At 74.9% G+C, this 15,727-nt stretch carries 14 protein-coding genes; 3 read left to right on the top strand and 11 right to left on the bottom strand.

Going from position 1 to position 15,727, the window contains the following annotated elements; genetic code table 11:
- From IEW90_RS07055 to IEW90_RS07045, 3 genes are read right to left on the bottom strand one after another with little or no spacing between them, the layout of a single operon-like run.
- Positions 1-1,455 (bottom strand): helix-turn-helix domain-containing protein, encoded by a 1,455-nt coding sequence (locus IEW90_RS07055; RefSeq protein ID WP_188717448.1) that lies wholly within the window; start codon positions 1,453-1,455, stop codon positions 1-3.
- Positions 1,452-2,879, bottom strand: coding sequence for a helix-turn-helix domain-containing protein (locus IEW90_RS07050; protein ID WP_188717446.1), 1,428 nt, complete (start codon positions 2,877-2,879; stop codon positions 1,452-1,454). Before IEW90_RS07050 ends, IEW90_RS07055 begins: the two co-directional genes overlap by 4 nt.
- A 56-nt stretch (positions 2,880-2,935) precedes the next feature.
- Positions 2,936-3,754, bottom strand: coding sequence for an ADP-dependent NAD(P)H-hydrate dehydratase (locus IEW90_RS07045; RefSeq protein ID WP_188717443.1), 819 nt, complete (start codon positions 3,752-3,754; stop codon positions 2,936-2,938).
- 64 nt (positions 3,755-3,818) lie between these two features.
- On the opposite strand from IEW90_RS07045, the gene IEW90_RS07040 reads away from it, so the two are divergent.
- Positions 3,819-4,673 carry a phosphotransferase family protein gene (locus IEW90_RS07040; protein ID WP_188717442.1) on the top strand — a complete coding sequence of 285 codons (855 nt, stop codon included), beginning with the start codon at positions 3,819-3,821 and terminating at the stop codon, positions 4,671-4,673.
- A 22-nt stretch (positions 4,674-4,695) separates the two neighbouring features.
- On the opposite strand, the gene IEW90_RS07035 is transcribed toward IEW90_RS07040, so the two are convergent.
- The 7 genes from IEW90_RS07035 to dut all read right to left on the bottom strand — a co-directional run bounded on the left by IEW90_RS07035 (position 4,696) and on the right by dut (position 13,206).
- Positions 4,696-5,130: a hypothetical protein gene (locus IEW90_RS07035; protein WP_188717440.1), complete on the bottom strand. Its 435-nt coding sequence runs from the start codon at positions 5,128-5,130 to the stop codon at positions 4,696-4,698.
- 64 nt (positions 5,131-5,194) lie between these two features.
- A complete protein-coding gene (gene dxs, locus IEW90_RS07030) occupies positions 5,195-7,168 on the bottom strand; it encodes a 1-deoxy-D-xylulose-5-phosphate synthase (RefSeq protein WP_188717438.1) in 1,974 nt (657 codons plus the stop codon).
- Positions 7,169-7,248: 80 nt separating this feature from the next.
- On the bottom strand, positions 7,249-8,313 hold the full coding sequence (locus tag IEW90_RS07025; RefSeq protein WP_188717436.1) for a class I SAM-dependent methyltransferase: 1,065 nt from the start codon (positions 8,311-8,313) through the stop codon (positions 7,249-7,251).
- Positions 8,314-8,448: 135 nt separating this feature from the next.
- Positions 8,449-11,253: an aconitate hydratase AcnA gene (acnA, locus tag IEW90_RS07020; RefSeq protein WP_188717435.1), complete on the bottom strand. Its 2,805-nt coding sequence runs from the start codon at positions 11,251-11,253 to the stop codon at positions 8,449-8,451.
- Positions 11,254-11,372: 119 nt separating this feature from the next.
- Positions 11,373-12,161 (bottom strand): DUF3159 domain-containing protein, encoded by a 789-nt coding sequence (locus IEW90_RS07015; RefSeq protein WP_188717433.1) that lies wholly within the window; start codon positions 12,159-12,161, stop codon positions 11,373-11,375.
- A complete protein-coding gene (locus IEW90_RS07010) occupies positions 12,161-12,757 on the bottom strand; it encodes a DUF3710 domain-containing protein (protein WP_188717430.1) in 597 nt (198 codons plus the stop codon). The genes IEW90_RS07015 and IEW90_RS07010 overlap by 1 nt, the downstream gene beginning before the upstream one ends.
- Positions 12,754-13,206 (bottom strand): dUTP diphosphatase, encoded by a 453-nt coding sequence (dut, locus tag IEW90_RS07005; protein ID WP_188717428.1) that lies wholly within the window; start codon positions 13,204-13,206, stop codon positions 12,754-12,756. The genes IEW90_RS07010 and dut overlap by 4 nt, the downstream gene beginning before the upstream one ends.
- A 71-nt stretch (positions 13,207-13,277) precedes the next feature.
- Between dut and IEW90_RS07000 the strand changes: the two genes are divergently transcribed.
- On the top strand, positions 13,278-13,727 hold the full coding sequence (locus IEW90_RS07000; RefSeq protein ID WP_188717426.1) for a DUF3093 domain-containing protein: 450 nt from the start codon (positions 13,278-13,280) through the stop codon (positions 13,725-13,727).
- Between the two features lie 88 nt (positions 13,728-13,815).
- Here IEW90_RS07000 and IEW90_RS06995 read toward each other — a convergent pair whose 3' ends face one another.
- Positions 13,816-14,103, bottom strand: a complete 288-nt coding sequence (locus IEW90_RS06995) for a DUF4193 domain-containing protein (protein WP_188717424.1) — start codon at positions 14,101-14,103, stop codon at positions 13,816-13,818.
- 250 nt (positions 14,104-14,353) lie between these two features.
- Between IEW90_RS06995 and sepH the strand changes: the two genes are divergently transcribed.
- Positions 14,354-15,592, top strand: coding sequence for a septation protein SepH (gene sepH, locus IEW90_RS06990; RefSeq protein ID WP_188717421.1), 1,239 nt, complete (start codon positions 14,354-14,356; stop codon positions 15,590-15,592).
- Positions 15,593-15,727 lie beyond the last annotated feature (135 nt).

Below are 15,727 nucleotides of genomic sequence, written 5' to 3'. Positions count from 1 at the left end.
TCAGGCGAGGAAGGATCCGCGCGCGGCCGCGACGGCGAGCGCGACGCGGTTCGGCACGTCGTAGGCGCGCAGCAGCGCACGCACGTGCGACTCGACCGTGCGCGCGGAGCGGCCCAGCTCGTCGGCGATCTCGCGATCGGTGCGCCCTCGCACCAGGAGCGCCAGCACGGCCGCCTGCGCGGGCGTCACCGCGCGGGCCGACCGCAGGCGGTCGCGGAGCCGCTCCAGCGCCTCCCGCCGCCGTCCCGGCCATCCCGCGAGCAGCCGCAGCCCCGTCGCGACGTCGGCGGCGGCGCCGCTCGCGTCACCGCGGCGCAGGCGCGCGAGCGCCCGCAGGCGCAGGGCGGTCGCGCGCTCCCACGCGGGGCCGATCCCGTCGCACCAGTCGTCGAGCGGTCCGCCGTCCTGCCACGTCCCGGGCGCCGCGGTCGTGTCGAGCAGCGCCCGCCAGCGCGGATCCCACCCGGCCCGGTCGCCGTAGCACCCGGCGACCATGCGCTCGACCTCATCGCGGTCGGCGCCCGCCTCGAGCGCGAGCACGCCGACCAGGAGCGCTCGCGTGCCGGCGAAGCCGAGGTGGCTGCGTCGGCTCGCGGAGCGGCGGTACGCGCGGAGGGCCGCCGGGAGCGAACCCGAGCCGGCGAGCGCCGCGACGACGCCGCCGAGCGCGCCGTGGGTGCGGGTCCACTCCGCGCTCCGCCCCTGGGCGTGCGCGCGAGCCTGATCGCCGAGCGCGATCGCGGCAGCCGCGTCGCCCCGCTCCCAGGCCAGGTGCGCCCCGAGCGACTCGAGGGCGACGCGCTCGGAGGCGGCCATCGGGCCCGCGAGCGCATCCTGCGTCCACCGCCGTGCGCGCTCCGCGTCGCCCATCATCGTGGCCGCCAGGATCGAGCGGCGGTCGATGCGGCCTCGCGCGCCGAGGACGTCGGCGATGGCGCGCGCCTGCCCGATCGCGATGCCGGCGTCGAGGTGCCCCGGCTCTCCCGGGCCGATGCCGACGCGCTCGAGCCGGTCGAGCTGCACCATCAGGCGGTTGTTCGCTGCCCGCAGCGTCGTCGACCTCGCGGCCGGGTGGCGCCGCGCGTGCCGTGCGGACGCCACCACGAGCTGGTCGAGCGCCGCCTCGTCGCGCCCGAGCACCGCCGCCGAGATGCGGAGCTCGAGGTCCAGGCGCCTGCGCAGCCCGGGCGCCAGGGCGTCGCTGTCTGCGCCCGCGATCCGTGCCCGGATGCCCTCGATGTCCTCGACCTGCGCCTCGTCGCCGTCGGCGAGCGCGAGCCGGTACGACGCGGCGTGCGACGCGAGGTGCAGCCGGGTCACGTCGTCGACGGCCAGGTCGAACGCGCGCCGCATGAGCACGCCGGCGCCCAGGGTGTCGCCGTCCGCGATCGCCTCGCGCACCGCATCGATGAGCGCGTCGGCCTCGGCGACGAGCGCCCCTGCCTCGTCGCTCATCGGCCGAGCATCGCTTCGCTCGACGCGGCCACCGCGAGAGCCACGCGGTTCGGCGCTCCGTACGCGCGCAGCAGGGCGCGCACGTGCGACTCGACCGTGCGCGAGGAGCGGTCGAGCAGCGCCGCGATCTCGCGATCGGTGAGCCCTTGGACCACCAGCTCGAGCACCGCGGACTGCGATGCCGTGATCGAGCGCACCGGGCGCACCTGGTCGAGCAGGCGCTCGAGCGCGACCCGTCGCCGACCGGGCCAGCGCGCGACGTGCCGCAGCCCGAGGGCGACGTCGCGCGCTGCGAGCGCGTGGTCGCCCTGCCGCAGGCGCCAGAGCGCGCGCAGCCGGATCGCGGCCGCGCGGCGCCATGCCGGCCCCGCATCCTCGCACCACGCGTCGAGCACGCCGTCGGTGCGCCAGGATCCCGGCGCCGCGTTCGCGTCGAAGAACGCGCGCCACGGCGACTCCCAGCCGGCACGCTCTCCGTAGCAGCCGACGAGCATCGCCTCGACCTCGTCGCGATCGGCGCCCGACTCCAGCGCGATGGCCGCGACGGTGTGTCCCCGGGTCGGCAGCATCCGATGCGCCTCGCGCGACGCCGACCGGCGATACGCCCGCAGCGCCGCCGACATCGAGCCCACGCCGTGCGCGGCCGCCACGACGCCCCCGAGCGCACCCAGCGACCGCGTCCAATCGGTGCTGCGGCCCTGCGCGTGCGCCTTCGCCTGCTCCCCGAGCCGCACCGCCGCTTCCGCGTCGCCGCGCTCCCAGGCGATCTGCGCGCCCAGGCCCTCGAGCCCGACGCGCTCGGACGAGGACATCTCCCGGTCGAGCGCCTCGAGCGTCCACCGCCAGGCACGCTCGCCCTCCCCCATCTCGACGGCGGCGATCACCGCGCGGCGGTCGATGCGGCCCCGGCCGCCGAGCACGGCGGCGAGCCCGCGGGCCTGCCCGATCGCGAGGGCGGCGTCGACGTGGGCCTGCTGCCCGGGGCCGATGCCCTCGTCCTCCAAGCGGTCGAGCTGCAGCATGAGCCGGTTGTTGACCGCGCGCACCGCGGTCGTGAGCGCCCTCGGGTGCTGCGGCACGAGCCGTGCCGCAGCGACGACCAGCTCGTCGTGCGCGCGCTCGTCGCGCTCGAGCGCCGCGATCGACAGCCGCAGCTCCAGCCGGAGCCGCTCCCGCAGCTCCGGGTCGAGCGCGAGCGCATCCGGCTCGTCGAGCGCCGCCAGCGCGGCTCGGACCTCCCCGATGTCGGCACCGCGGCCGTCGCTCACCGCCAGCAGGAAGGAATGCCCGTACGCCTCGAGGTGCAGCCGCGTCGCGCCGTCGGGCGCCGCGGCGATCCCGCGCTGCATCGCCGCCGCGGCGCCGAGGCGATCGCCCTCGGCGACGAGCTCCCGCACGCGCGCGATGAGGTCGTCGGCATCCACGTAGGGAATCCTACGGACATCGAGGACTCCTCAGCACCTCGACATACCGGCACGCCTCAGACGACGTCGCGCAGCGCTTCGGCGATGTCGAGGGCGGCGATCGGCCGAGCGCCGGGTCCCGCGTCGCCGCCGCTCGCGAGCAGCGCGGCCGCGGCGTGGCGGCGCGCGCCCTCGGCGGCGACCTCGGCGATCTCGCGGAGGCCGAGCCTGCCGCCCGCACCGGCGCTGACCGCGAGGGCCGCCCCCAGCAGGCCCCCGAGCACGTCGCCGCTGCCGGCGACCGCCAGCCGGTGGGTCGTCGCGGCGACGGCCTCGACAGCGCCGTCAGGCGCGGCGACGTGCGTCGTGGCGCCCTTGAGCAGCACGACGACCTCGAGGGCCGCCGCGGCGTCCGCCGCTGCGGCGGCGGGGTCGGCGCGCACCGCCTCCGCGTCGAGGTCCCTGCCGAGCGCGCGGAGCACGCGCGAGAGCTCACCGGCGTGGGGCGTCGCCACCGCACGGCCGCCCGCGCGTCCCACGAGGTCGAGCGCGCCGGCGTCGATGACGCACGGCGCGCCGGACCCCAGCGCATCGAGCAGCAGCGCGCGGAGCCGCGGGTCGCGCTCGCGGGCATCCTGCCCCGAGCCGAGCAGCCAGGCCGACACGGGGTGCACGGGCTCGTCGAGCTCGTGGCACACCGTCTCCGGGCGCCGCGCGAGCACGAGGTCCTGCACTCGGCGAGGGGCCCAGAGGCGCACGGTGCCGACGCCGGTGCGCCAGGCGGCCTCGACGCCGAGCACCGCCGCGCCCGGGTAGCGGTCGGAGCCGGTCACGACGCCGAGCACGCCCATGCTCCGCTTGTCGTCGTCGGCACCGGGCGCGCGCAGCCAGCTCATGCCGCGACGATACCGACGCCGCCTCCGCAGCTGCTCGCGATGGCCGGCTGGATAGGCTCGCGACGTGGTCGCCATCGGGTTCGCAGCGCCCGAGGAGGCCCTGGTCGAGGAACTGGTGCTTCGAGCGCTGCGATCCACCGGCGCGCGCTCGGTGCCGCGGGATCGGTGGGAGCGGATCGACCACGGCTCCGCGAACGTCGTGGTGCTCGTCGACGCGGTCGCCGTCCGCGTGAGCAGGTCGCCCGAGGCCGCGTCGGTCGCCGCCCGCGCGCAGAGGCTCATCGACCGGCTCCCGCCGCTGCCGTTCGAGCTCCCGCGCTCGCTCGGCGCGCCCGTCCGCCTGGGCGGACTGGTCGCGATCCCGCAGCGCCGCGTCGTCGGCGCCTCGCGCCCGGCCGGCGAGGTGGACGCGCAGGCGCTGGCATCGGTGCTGGACGCGTTCGAGGCCACACCGCTCGACGTCGTGGAGCAGGAGCTCGCTGAGCCCTGGGCGTTCGCGGGCGGGCGCCGATGGCACGCGTCCATGGTCGAGCGGGCGATCCCGCTCCTCCCCCTCGGCTCGCGCGCGAGGGCCACGCGGGCTGCGGACCGGTTGGCAGAGGCTTCCGTCGACGGCGGCTCGCTCGTGCACGGCGACCTCGCGGGCGCGAACCTGGTGTGGGACGGCGGTCGCATCGCGGGCGTGCTCGACTGGGACCTGGCGAGCGCCTCGGACCCGGCGATCGACGTCGCCGCGCTCGCCACCTGGTTCGGGTGGGACACCCTCGGCGCCGTCCGTCCCGCGGCCGAGATCACCAGGGCGCGCGCCGTCGCGGACACCTATCCGCTGCAGCAGCTCAGCTTCGCCATCCTCCGGGCACGGCCGCAGCGCGAGCTTGAGCCGCTCCTGCGTCGCGCAGCGGCGGCGTACGCGCCCTAGCGCCTGCGGCGTGACGGCCGGCTCAGGCTGCCGTGCCGCCGCACGGCTCGTCCACGAGCGGGTCGACCCCGCGGCCGTGCGCGAGCAGCACGCCGCGCAGCCGCAGGTCGATGCCGCGGGCGCCGCGGCGGATCGCATCGCCCCACGCGAGGTCGTCGGGCGAGGCCGACGGCGCACCGGGCCGCTCGAGCACGACGACGGCCTGCGAGCCGACCTCGGCGAGCGTGCCCAGCATCGAGCGGATCGTCATGGTCGCCTGCCCGTCGGGCGAGACGGGGATGCCGTCGAGCTGCGGCAGCAGCGGCAGCTGCCTGCCGTCGTCGTCGAGGAGCAGGAGCCACAGCCGCCGCACGAGGCCGGAGCCGATGAGGTCGCGGGCGCGCGCGAGGAGCGCCGCGTCGTCGAGCAGCCGCACGTCGGCGACGGCGAGCAGGTCCTGGGGGTCGATGTCGTCCATGCGCGGCAGGATCGCGCAACCGTCCGTCCGCCCGTGGGCGGGCGATCCCCGCCTGTGGACGGCGTCAGTCGCGCGGCGTGCCGTCGGCGGACGCGTCTGCCGCCGCCGCCTCGATCCGCAGGTGCAGGTCGTCCGGCAGCGGCCGGGCCACCGGCAGCTTGCCCGCGCCGAGCACCTGCTGCACGACGTCGCGCGCGATCGCCTGCGCCGAGAGCCCGACGTCCTCGAGGATCTCGCCGCGCTCCGCGTGGTCGATGAAGGCGTCAGGCAGGCCCAGCTCGTCCACCGCCGTGTCGACGCCCGCCGCGCGCAGCTCCTGCCGGATGCGCGTGCCGATGCCGCCGACCCGCACGCCGTCCTCGAGCGTGATGACGATGCGGTGCTCGCGCGCGAGCTCGACGACCGTCTGCGGCACGGGCACGACCCAGCGCGGGTCGACGACGGTGACGCCGATCCCCTGCGCCTGCACCCGCTGCGCGACGTCCATCGCGAGGTGCGCGAACGATCCGATGGCGACGATGAGCACGTCGCGGTGCGCGGCCTCGACGAGCACGTCGACGCCGTCGTCCGTGCGGCGCACGGCGTCGAGCTGGTTGGGCACCGAGCCCTTCGGGTAGCGGATGACGGTGGGCGCATCGTCGACGGCCACGGCCTCGCGCAGCTCCTCCTCGAGGCGGACGGCGTCCCGCGGCGCCGCGAGCCGGATGCCGGGCACGAACTGCAGCAGCGCGAGGTCCCACATGCCGTGGTGGCTCGGGCCGTCGGGGCCCGTGACGCCCGCGCGGTCGAGCACGAACGTGACCCCCGCGCGGTGGAGCGCGACGTCCATGAGGACCTGGTCGAACGCGCGGTTCATGAACGTCGCGTAGATCGCGACGACCGGGTGCAGCCCGCCGTAGGCGAGGCCGGCCGCCGTCGTGACGGCGTGCTGCTCGGCGATGCCGACGTCGAGCACGCGGCTCGGGTCGAGCGCGGCGAGCCGGTCGAGGCCGGTGGGGCGCAGCATCGCCGCCGTGATGCCGACGACGCGCTGGTCGTCGCGGGCGATGCGCACGAGCTCGTCGGCGAACACCGAGGTCCAGGCGGGGCGCCCCGCGGAGGCGATCGACTCGCCCGTCTCGGGATCGATCTGCCCGACCGCGTGGAACTGGTCGGCCTCGTCGTTGATGGCCGGGTCGAAGCCCTGGCCCTTCTGCGTGATGACGTGCACGATCGTCGGCGCGCCGAAGTCGCGCGCCTGGCGCAGCGCCTCCTCGAGCGCCTCGGGGTCGTGCCCGTCGATCGGGCCGAGGTACTTGATGTCGAGGTTCGAGTACAGCGCCTCGTTGTTCACGAAGCGCGAGAGGAAGCCGTGGGTCGCGCCGCGCACGCCGCGGTAGAGGGCCCGGCCCGGGTGCCCGAAGCGCGAGAACAGGCGCTCCGAGGAGCCGCGCAGCGAGCGGTACGACGACTGCGTGCGGACGCCGTTGAGGAAGCGCGCCATGCCGCCGATCGTGGGCGCGTAGGACCGGCCGTTGTCGTTCACGACGATGACGAGCCGGCGCCGGTTGTCGTCGGAGATGTTGTTGAGCGCCTCCCACGTCATGCCGCCCGTGAGCGCGCCGTCGCCGACGACCGCGACGACCGTCCGGTCGTGCTGCCCGGTGAGGTCGAAGGCGCGGCTGATGCCGTCGGCCCACGACAGCGACGAGGAGGCGTGGCTCGACTCGACGATGTCGTGCTCGCTCTCGGAGCGCTGCGGGTAGCCGGCGAGGCCGCCGCGCTGCCGCAGCCGCGAGAAGTCCTGGCGGCCCGTGAGCAGCTTATGCACGTACGACTGGTGGCCGGTGTCGAACACGAACGCGTCGCGCGGCGAGTCGAAGACCCGGTGCATCGCGATGGTCAGCTCGACGACGCCGAGGTTGGGGCCGAGGTGGCCGCCCGTGCGCGAGACCTCGCGGATGAGGAAGGCGCGCACCTCCGCGGCGAGCTCGCGCACCTCGGCGCGGGACAGCCGGTCGAGGTCGCGAGGACCGGTGATCTGCTCGAGGATGCTCATGGGCCTCCCATCGTATGGCTCCCGGGTGAGGATGCCCCTCGGCGCGCGCTGGGTGCTGGCCCTGGTTCGCGGGGGCCGGCTCACCGGACCAGGTCGTAGAAGCGGAACAGGCCGAACCCCTCGATCGGCAGCACCTCGACGCCCGAGAAGCCCGCGCGCCGCGCGTAGTCGCGCAGCACGGGCGGGCGCATGACCGTCCCCGTGCCGGCGCTGCCGGGCGTCGAGAGCCCGTCGGGCAGGCAGACGAGCAGGCTGAAGCCGTACATGAGGCGCTCGACGTCGTCGCCGGGCGCCTGGAGCGCCTCCACGACCGCCTCGTCCATGACCACCACGCGCCCGTCCTCGGCGGTCGCCGCGCGCATGGCGGCGAGCACCTCGACGGGCCGCGGCATGTCGTGCAGGCACTCGAGCGCGAGCGCGAGGTCGTAGGGCCCGTGCTCCGCGAGCCCCTCGCCGCCGGCGAGCAGGAGCCGCACGCGGTCGGCCACGCCCGCCGCCTCGGCGTTCGCGCGCGCGGCCGCGATCGAGGGCTCGTCCACGTCGACCCCGTCGACGCGGAGGCCCGGATGCGCGAGCGCGAGCGCGATCGACGACCAGCCGGCGCCGCAGCCCACGTCGGCGACGCGCGCGCCGGGCCGCCGCAGCAGCGCGGCGAGCCCGGGCTCCGCCTCGAGCGCCTCGGGCAGCCGCTCGAACCACGGCCGGTTCATGTCGGCCTGCGCCTGCCAGGCGTCCGGCCCGAGCTGCGCCCACGTCACGCCGCCGCCTGTGCGGTACGCCTCGAGCAGCGCCGGCAGCTGCACGGCCGACGCCGCGAGCATGCGCGGCAGCGGCGCGAGGTGGACGAGGCTGCCCGAGTCGGTGAGCACCTCGCGCGCGCCCTCGGGCAGCCGGTACCGGTCCGGTTCGCCGCGGTCGAGCGCGAGGATGCCGGTGACGGCCTGCTGCTCGAGCCATTCTCGCGCGTACCGCTCGGCGGTGCCGGTGCGGGCGGCGAGCTCGGCGGGCGTCGCGGGACCGGTGTCGGCGAGGCTGCGGTACCAGCCGAGCCGGTCGCCCAGGTGCACCGCGAGCACGTCGATCGCGCCGAGCGCGGCCTGCAGGATCCGCTCGGCCACCGCCTCCGCGTCGTCGTCGACCGCCATGGCCGCGCTCCCCTCCGGCGGCGGGCGCCGCCCGATGGGTCGCACGCTACGCCCGCCGGCGGCGCCGCGGTAGCCCGGGCACGGCGAAGGCCCGCCCCGCGAGGGGACGGGCCTTCGGCGTCAGGCGCGCTCGGCTCAGACGAGCGAGCGGAGGACGTACTGCAGGATGCCGCCGTTGCGGTAGTAGTCGGCCTCTCCGGGGGTGTCGATGCGGACGACCGCGTCGAACTCCACCGTCTGCTTGCCCTCGGGGCTGTGCGCCGTCGGGGTCGCGACGACCGTGAGCGTCTTGGGCGTGACGCCCTCGTTCAGCTGCTCGAGGCCCGTGATCGAGATCTCCTCGGTGCCGTCCAGGCCGAGCGTCTCCCAGGTCTCGCCCGCGGGGAACTGCAGCGGCACGACGCCCATGCCGATGAGGTTGGAGCGGTGGATGCGCTCGAACGACTCGGTGATGACGGCCTTGACGCCCAGCAGGTTCGTGCCCTTGGCGGCCCAGTCGCGGCTCGAGCCCGAGCCGTACTCCTTGCCGCCGAGCACGACGAGCGGGATGCCCTGCTCCTGGTAGTGCTGCGACGCGTCGTAGATGAACGCCTGGTCGCCGGCCTCGGTGGTGAAGTCGCGCGTGTAGCCGCCCTCGACGCCGTCGAGGAGCAGGTTCTTCAGGCGGATGTTCGCGAACGTGCCGCGGATCATGACCTCGTGGTTGCCGCGGCGCGAGCCGTAGGAGTTGAAGTCCTTGCGGTCGACGCCGTGCTCCGTGAGGTACTGGCCCGCGGGGCTGTCGGCCTTGATCGAGCCGGCCGGCGAGATGTGGTCGGTCGTGACCGAGTCGCCGAGCTTCGCGAGCACGCGGGCGCCCGTGATGTCCGTGACCGGCGCCGGGTCCATCGTCATGCCCTCGAAGTACGGGGGCTTCCGCACGTACGTCGACTGCGCGTCCCACTCGAAGACGTCGCCGTCGGGCGTGGGCAGGCTCTTCCAGCGCTCGTCGCCGTCGAAGACGGCCGCGTACTGCTGCGTGAACATCTCGGTGTCGATCGAGCCGTCGATCGTCGCCTGCACCTCGTCGGCCGAGGGCCAGATGTCGGCGAGGAAGACGTCCTCGCCGTCCTTGCCCTTGCCGAGCGGCTGCTGCGCGAAGTCGAAGTCCATCGTGCCGGCGAGCGCGTAGGCGATCACGAGCGGCGGCGACGCGAGGTAGTTCATCTTCACGTCGGGGTTGATGCGGCCCTCGAAGTTTCGGTTGCCCGAGAGGACGGCGGTCACGGCGAGGTCGTTGTCGTTGACCGAGGCCGAGATCTCCTCCTTCAGCGGGCCCGAGTTGCCGATGCAGGTCGTGCAGCCGTAGCCGACGAGGTAGAAGCCGAGCGACTCGAGGTCGCCCCAGAGGCCGGCCTTCTCGTAGTAGTCGGTGACGACCTTCGAGCCGGGCGCCATCGTGGTCTTCACCCACGGCTTCGACTCGAGGCCCTTCGCGACCGCGTTGCGGGCGAGGAGGCCCGCGGCGAGCATGACCGACGGGTTCGACGTGTTCGTGCACGACGTGATCGCTGCGATCGCGACGTGGCCGTGGTCGAGCTCGAAGGTCTCGCCGTCGACGGTGACGTCGACCGGCTTCGAGATGCGCGTCGTCGCCGGGCGGGCGGCCTCGACGACCTCGTTCTCGGTGTCGGGCGTGATGGCGCCGGGGTCGGATGCGGGGAACGAGCCCTCGACGGCCTCGTCGACGGTGTCCTTGGCCGGGGCCGCCGCGTAGTTCTGCAGGTCGACCTCGAACTGCGACTTGGCGGCCGTCAGCTCGATGCGGTCCTGCGGGCGCTTCGGGCCGGCGATCGACGGCACGACGGTCGAGAGGTCGAGCTCGAGGTACTCCGAGTAGGTGGGCTCGACCGAGGGGTCGTGCCACAGGCCCTGCTCCTTCGAGTACGCCTCGACGAGCGCGACGGTCTCGTCGGGGCGGCCCGTGAAGCGGAGGTAGTCGAGCGTGACGTCGTCGACCGGGAAGATCGCGGCCGTCGAGCCGAACTCGGGGCTCATGTTGCCGATGGTGGCGCGGTTGGCGAGCGGCACCGAGGCGACGCCCGTGCCGTAGAACTCGACGAACTTGCCGACGACGCCGTGCTTGCGCAGCATGTCGGTGATCGTGAGCACGACGTCGGTCGCGGTCACGCCGGCCGGGATCTCGCCCGTCAGCTTGAAGCCGACGACGCGCGGGATGAGCATCGAGACGGGCTGGCCGAGCATGGCCGCCTCGGCCTCGATGCCGCCGACGCCCCAGCCGAGCACGCCGAGGCCGTTGACCATCGTGGTGTGCGAGTCGGTGCCGACGACCGTGTCGGGGTAGGCGGTGAGCTCGCCGCCGAAGGTGCGCGAGTAGGTGACCTTCGCGAGGTTCTCGATGTTCACCTGGTGGACGATGCCGGTGCCCGGCGGGACGACCTTGAAGTCGTCGAAGGCCGTCTGGCCCCAGCGCAGGAACTGGTAGCGCTCGCCGTTGCGCTCGTACTCGATCTCGACGTTGCGCTCGAGCGCGTCGGGCGAGCCGAAGAGGTCGGCGATGACCGAGTGGTCGATGACGAGCTCGGCGGGCGCGAGCGGGTTGATCCTCTTGGGGTCGCCGCCGAGCTCGGCGACGGCCTCGCGCATCGTGGCGAGGTCGACGATGCAGGGCACGCCGGTGAAGTCCTGCATGACCACGCGGGCGGGCGTGAACTGGATCTCGGTCGAGGGCTCCGAGTCGGCGACCCAGGAGCCGAGCGACTCGATCTGCTCCTTGGTGACGTTCGCGCCGTCCTCGGTGCGGAGCAGGTTCTCGAGCAGCACCTTGAGGCTGAACGGCAGGCGCTCGTGGCCTGCGACGGTGTCGATGCGGTAGACGGTGTAGTCCGTCCCGCCGACCGACAGCGTGCTCTTGCTGCCGAAGCTGTTGGGGTTCGCCATCCTGGTCTCCTCCGGGTCTCACGGGATGCGCTGGGGGCGCCTCGAGCCTACGCCGCGGCCCGGGGATCCGTCGGGGCGGATCGGGGCGTCGCGACGAGATGTCTTGACGTCAAGATATCTTAGCGCGCCTCGGCGTCGCCCGCGGCCGTCTCGGGTGCGGCGGGCGTGTCGAGCACCGTGCGCACCATGAGCCACGTCACCCACATCGCCGCGAGGTACAGCGGGACGCCCATGAGCAGCTTCGCGGCGGCGAGCGCCTCGATCGAGCCCGGGGTGCCGGCCTCGGCGGCGAGGAACAGCGGCACCTGCACGGCGAGGCGCGCCGACACGACGACGAGCCACATGATCGTGGCCCGCCACGCGACGGTCCGCTTCGCGCGCTGCGTACGCCAGGCGTAGGGGGTGCCCGTGAGCGCGCCGACGATGATGCCGATGAGCGGCCGGCGGGCGAGCATCGTGCCCAGCAGCACGAGGATCACGATCGTGTTGACCGTGAAGCCCCAGAGGAAGTTGTCCTGCGCGTCCCCCGTGATGAGCGCGACCGCCGCCGAGATGCCGACGCCGATGAGGCCCGCGAACGCGAGCGCCGGCTGGCCCTTCTGCAGCACGCGCCAGGCCACGAAGCCCACCGAGACGACGAACGGCACGAGCACCGAGACGAGCACGTCGCGCGTCGTCGTGTAGAGGACGAGGAAGAGGATGCCCGGCAGGAGCGACTCGACGAGGCCGCGGAAGCCGCCCATCGCGCCGAGCAGCGCGCCCGCGGAGGGCGCGGCCTGCGGGTCGAGGTGGCCGAGGCGCGAACCGCGGATTGCCGCGCCGACCTGATCGGCGAAGCCCGGCTCGTCGGCGGAGCCGTCGGCCGGCCCGGCCGTGGGCTGCGGCTCGCGCTCGTCGCGCTCCGCCATCAGACGGGCTTCGGCGCGCTGAGCGGGATGAGCTCGCGCGGCGGCATCGGCTGGTCGCCGCGGCACACGACCGTCGAGCGGAACAGCTCGACGGCGAGCGCGGCGCGCTCGTCGTCGACGGCCGCCTGGCCGCCGATGAGGCCCTGCAGCATCCAGCGCGGGCCGTCGACGCCGACGATGCGCACGGCGCGCGGGGCGCCGTCGGGGCCGGACTGCAGCCGGGCGCGGAGCTCGGGTCCGAGTGCGCCATCCGCCTCGTCGACCGTCGCGCCCTGGCGCTCGAGCTGCGCGCGCAGCACCTCGCGCACGGGCGCCCAGATGCCCTCGCTGCGCGGCGCCGCGAAGGGCTGGAGCTGCACGGTCGAGCCCTCGTGCTCGAGGGTGACGGCCACGATCCGCTTCGTCTTCTCCTCGACCTCGAGGCGCATCTGCATGCCGGGGCGCGGCACGATCCGGAGTCCTCCGAGGTCGACGTAGGGCCGCACGGGCGCCTCGGTCTCGTCGAGCGGTCCGGCCTCGCCGCGGTCGGCGGGGGCGCTCTTCTCGACGAGCTCCTCCTCGGGCTCGAAGCCCTCGTCGTTCGTCGTGTCGGTCATCGTCCGCTCCCCTCGACGGCGGCGCGCAGGCCGGTCGATCCGTGCCCGCCCTCACCGCGATCCGATCCCGGCAGGCGCTCCACCTCGATGAAGCGGACGCGCTCGACGCGCTGCACCACGATCTGGGCGATGCGGTCGCCCGCCTCGATGCGGTGCGGCTCGTCGCCGGTGTTCAGCAGGTTGACCTTGATCTCGCCCCGGTACCCGGCGTCGACCGTGCCGGGCGCGTTCACGATCGTGATGCCGTGCTTCGCGGCGAGGCCGCTGCGCGGGTGCACGAACGCGGCGTAGCCGTCCGGCAGCGCGATCGCCACGCCCGTGCCCACCAGCGCGCGGCGGCCGGGCTCGAGCGTCACCGCCTCGGCGGCGTGCAGATCCGCACCGGCGTCGCCGGGGTGCGCGTAGGCGGGCACCGGCGATCCGGTGATGAGGACGTCGACCTGCTCCATCGCATCCGAGGCTAGCCGAGCGCGGCCGGGAGTCGGAACCGCGACCGCGCGGAGCACGGGAGAATGGAGGCATGGACTCCCCCGCCCCCTACCGCGAGCGGCTCGCGCCGTCGTGGTGGCTGCCTCTCGCCCTGCTGCTCATCGTGCCCGCCGTGCTCGCCGTGTTCCTGCCGATCAGCCTCGAGTGGGGCGCGGTCGTGGCCGTGGTCGTCTACGCGGCGGCGCTCGCCGCGCTCTGGGTCTCGGCGCCGGTGATCGCGGTCGACGGCGGCGAGCTGCGCGCCGGTCGGGCACGGATCGGCGTGGAGCACCTGGGCGAGCCCGAGGCGCTCGAGGGCGACGCGGCGCGCGAAGCGATGCGGACCGGGTGGGATGCGCGGGCGCACCACGTGACGGTCGCGTGGACGCGATCGCTCGTGCGCGTGCCCGTGGAGGACCCGGCGGATCCGACGTCGTCGTGGGTGGTCAGCTCACGGCGCCCGCACGCGCTCGCGGCGGCGATCGAGGCCGCGCGCGGCTGACGGCTCATCCGGGCTCGGCGCGTCGACCGGCCCCGCACGCACGAGCGCCCGCACCGAACCGGTGCGGGCGCTCGTCAGCGGTGGTCCGTCAGGAGCACTCGCGGCAGATCGGGCCGAGCTTCGACTCGTGGTCGAACTGGAGGCGGTGCTTCACGAGGAAGCAGCTCACGCAGGTGAACTCGTCCTCCTGCGGCGGCAGCACGACGACGTCGAGCTCGACGTCGGCGAGGTCGGCGGCGGACAGGTCGAAGCTGCCCGGGTTGTCGGCGTCGTCGTCGGTCGCGACGCTCTTCGCGGGGACGCGCTCCTTGAGGGCCTCGATGGACTCGTTCGAGTCGTCGTCGGTCTTGCGCGGGGCGTCGTAGTCGGTGGCCATTCGGCAGTCCTTGGGATGGGGTTCCAGCGTGCGTCGGCGCACAGTCTGCACCACCCGGACGCCAGAGGCAAATCTGATATCCGAGCGGCGCGTCGCGGCGCCGTCCTGAGGGTGCAGCCGGGGCCGGTCCGGAGCCTGCCTGCGCCTGCATCCGACGGAACGCGCGGCGCGCCCGCGCCATTCCCGAGCCGGGTGCCGGCGCCGTGGGATGCTGACGCGCGTTCGGAACCAGCAGGAAGGAGCGCGGATCATGCAGCAGCTGACCGTCGTCGGCGTGGAGGACGAGGTGCTCATCCTCGAGTCCGAGAGCGGCGAGCGCTTCAGCGTGCCCGTCGAGGCCCTGCCCGAGCGGAGGACGCGCCCGAGCGCGATCCCCGCCCGAGAGCGCAAGACGAGCCCGCGCGACGTGCAGGCGCTCATCCGCGGCGGCATGTCCGCCCAGGAGGTCGCCGCATCGACGGGCGAGGAGCTCGCGTACGTGCAGCGCTTCGAGGGCCCCGTGCTCGCCGAGCGCGCCCACATGCTCGAGTCCGCGCTCTCGATCCCCGTCGCCTCGGGCGACATCGACCCGCTCGCCGGCGAGACCACCTTCGGCGCCGCGCTCGAGGAGCGCCTCGACGATCTGCGCGCGAGCGACCGCAGCTGGGCCGCGTGGAAGGACGCCGAGGGCGGCGCCTGGACCGTGCGCCTGCGCTTCACGACCGAGGCGATCCAGCACGAGGCGACCTGGGCCTACGAGCCGAAGAAGGCGTCGCTCGTCGCCCGCGGCAAGGAGGCGACCTCGCTGAGCCAGGCCGGCGACGCCTCGAGCGTGCTCGTGCCGCGCCTGCGCGCCATCGACCGCCAGTCCCGGCCCGCCGACCCGGCGCCCGTGCCCGCTGCCCGGACGAGCGCACCCGCGCCCGAGACCGACGCTCCCCCGATCGCGCAGCGCGCCCGCGAGGTGCGCGAGACCGGCCCCGTCGCGACCGCTGGCCCGTCGGGGCGCGTGGACGCCGCGCGCACCGACACCGGGCGCTTCGACTCCGACGCCTTCCGCATCGAGCGCGGCACCGCCCGGTCGGCGCCCGCGCCGGTCGAGCCCGGCGTCGGCCTCGAGGACGCCGTCGCGGCGTCCGCCGCCTCCCCTGCCGCGCCCGAGGCCACCCGGGCCGACAACCCCTGGCTGCGCCGCCGCACCGGCGAGGTCGGCACGCAGCCCGAGGGCGTGCAGGCCGCCGCGATCAACCGCTCCGCCGGCTCCGCCCAGCCGAACCACACCGCCGAGCTGCTCGACGCGCTCCGCCGCCGCCGCAGCGAGCGCGAGGCGGCGCTGCGCACCGCCGAGGACGAGCCGCAGCGCGAGCCCGAGCCGCAGCCCGTGCAGGAGGAGCGCGCCCAGCGCGCCGGCGCCACCGGCCCGGTCGGTGCCCGCAAGCGCGGCTCGCGCGCCGCGATGCCGAGCTGGGACGAGATCGTCTTCGGCTCGCGCGCCGACGACGACCGCTGACAGGACGACGACGCGAGCAGGGGCGGGGCCGGACGGCTGCCGCCCCTGCTGCGTGTCGCGGGTGCGGGATGCGCACCTGAACCAGCCGTCATGTTATGGTCGGCGCGCACAGTCCCGGGCAACGATGCCCGTGCA

This window comes from Agrococcus terreus (assembly GCF_014645235.1).
Lineage (GTDB): Bacteria > Actinomycetota > Actinomycetes > Actinomycetales > Microbacteriaceae > Agrococcus > Agrococcus terreus.
The sequence above is the reverse complement of the archived record's forward strand: the minus strand, read 5'-3'. Positions and strand labels throughout refer to the sequence as shown.

What these genes read in the sequence shown, in the direction of transcription:
- IEW90_RS07010 (WP_188717430.1), bottom strand. Translation starts at nt 12,757, where the DNA reads ATGACCGACACGACGAACGACGAGGGCTTCGAGCCCGAGGAGGAGCTC.
- IEW90_RS07045 (WP_188717443.1), bottom strand. Translation starts at nt 3,754, where the DNA reads ATGAGCTGGCTGCGCGCGCCCGGTGCCGACGACGACAAGCGGAGCATG.
- IEW90_RS06995 (WP_188717424.1), bottom strand. Translation starts at nt 14,103, where the DNA reads ATGGCCACCGACTACGACGCCCCGCGCAAGACCGACGACGACTCGAAC.
- dut (WP_188717428.1), bottom strand. Translation starts at nt 13,206, where the DNA reads ATGGAGCAGGTCGACGTCCTCATCACCGGATCGCCGGTGCCCGCCTAC.
- dxs (WP_188717438.1), bottom strand. Translation starts at nt 7,168, where the DNA reads ATGAGCATCCTCGAGCAGATCACCGGTCCTCGCGACCTCGACCGGCTG.
- IEW90_RS07035 (WP_188717440.1), bottom strand. Translation starts at nt 5,130, where the DNA reads ATGGACGACATCGACCCCCAGGACCTGCTCGCCGTCGCCGACGTGCGG.
- IEW90_RS07000 (WP_188717426.1), top strand. Translation starts at nt 13,278, where the DNA reads ATGGACTCCCCCGCCCCCTACCGCGAGCGGCTCGCGCCGTCGTGGTGG.
- sepH (WP_188717421.1), top strand. Translation starts at nt 14,354, where the DNA reads ATGCAGCAGCTGACCGTCGTCGGCGTGGAGGACGAGGTGCTCATCCTC.
- IEW90_RS07025 (WP_188717436.1), bottom strand. Translation starts at nt 8,313, where the DNA reads ATGGCGGTCGACGACGACGCGGAGGCGGTGGCCGAGCGGATCCTGCAG.
- IEW90_RS07015 (WP_188717433.1), bottom strand. Translation starts at nt 12,161, where the DNA reads ATGGCGGAGCGCGACGAGCGCGAGCCGCAGCCCACGGCCGGGCCGGCC.
- acnA (WP_188717435.1), bottom strand. Translation starts at nt 11,253, where the DNA reads ATGGCGAACCCCAACAGCTTCGGCAGCAAGAGCACGCTGTCGGTCGGC.
- IEW90_RS07055 (WP_188717448.1), bottom strand. Translation starts at nt 1,455, where the DNA reads ATGAGCGACGAGGCAGGGGCGCTCGTCGCCGAGGCCGACGCGCTCATC.